Below are 1158 nucleotides of genomic sequence, written 5' to 3'. Positions count from 1 at the left end.
TTTCAAAGCAAGTAAGAGGGAAAATTGATAACGTAAACGGATATAAATTTGAAAGATTATGAAAGAATTAAAAGACATGACAATTTCGGACGTTTTGAAAATGCCGTTGTTTTTTGAGAACGTGAAACGCCAATTAACGAGCCTTTGGAACGACCGGGAGAAAGCCCGTAAGGATGCGACCCGGAATAATACGAGGTTGCGGGCGCACGTTATCGACCGTATGCACAATACCGGGCATTGGGAACCGGGAAATTTCGTTATTCTTTTCGCAAAAGTTTTGAATAATGTCGCAACCGGGTATTCGTCGAGCGAACGGGCGTTTATCCGTGCGGTTGGAATGATAGCGTTTAATATCACAATGCAAAAGTTAATCGACGATGAGAAAGCGAGAAATAACGGCAACGGGGACGATAAATAATAACGGCGGGTTGGCAATGTACATGGGCGAATTAAACGAATTTTTCAAGGGTTGGAAAGGTTCCCGGATAATTGCCCGGTTTATTGTTGCGTCGCCCGGTTCGTCCGAGGCTTTGAAAGGCTATTATTTCAACTATGTTGTACCCACGTTCCGACACGCCATTTGGGAGGCGGGCGAACGTCTTACAGAGGAACAAACCGAACGACGATTACGTGAGTTGTCCCCGGTTATGTATGAGCAGACCCCGGATATTAACACCGGGAAATATGAAACCCGGTTGCGGACAATTGCAGAGTTAAGCAATGCTGAATTAATAGAACATATCGAATTTTTAAAACAACTTGCAAGTGAAGAATATTGTTTGTATATTGCAGACCCAAATGAAATTTGATTATGGAAAATGAAATATGGAAAGAAATACCCGGATATGAAGGGTTGTATGAGGTTAGTAATTACGGGCAAATTAGGTCTATTGAAAGATTGGAAAAATGCGGTAATAAAACAAGAATACGAAAAGAACGTATTTTGAAACAATCATTAAGGCGTGGTTATTTGTTTGTATCACTATGTAAAAATGGAGAAAAAGAAAATGTTGTAATACATAGAATTGTAGCATTATTATTTATTCCGAACCCAAATAATATGCCGGAAGTAGACCATATTGATGGTAATAAAATTAATAATAAAGTCAGTAATTTACGATGGGTAACAGCAAAACAAAATAGCAATAATTTAAAAGC

General features: G+C 39.0%; 3 protein-coding genes. All 3 read left to right on the top strand.

Features of this window, described 5'->3' with window-relative positions:
* The first annotated feature begins 58 nt into the window (after positions 1-58).
* A complete protein-coding gene (locus ACFFUV_RS23390; protein ID WP_390198329.1) occupies positions 59-418 on the top strand; it encodes a hypothetical protein in 360 nt (119 codons plus the stop codon).
* Entirely contained in the window at positions 378-809 is a 432-nt protein-coding gene (locus ACFFUV_RS23385; RefSeq protein WP_390198326.1) for a hypothetical protein, read from the top strand. Before ACFFUV_RS23390 ends, ACFFUV_RS23385 begins: the two co-directional genes overlap by 41 nt.
* A 2-nt stretch (positions 810-811) precedes the next feature.
* Positions 812-1158 (top strand): NUMOD4 motif-containing HNH endonuclease (locus ACFFUV_RS23380; RefSeq protein WP_390198323.1); only part of this gene is annotated, 347 nt, incomplete at its 3' end.

The sequence above is a fragment of the Vibrio olivae genome (assembly GCF_042428525.1).
GTDB lineage: Bacteria > Pseudomonadota > Gammaproteobacteria > Enterobacterales > Vibrionaceae > Vibrio > Vibrio olivae.
Note: the sequence above shows the minus strand (reverse complement) of the source record. Positions and strands in the feature narration are given on the sequence as shown.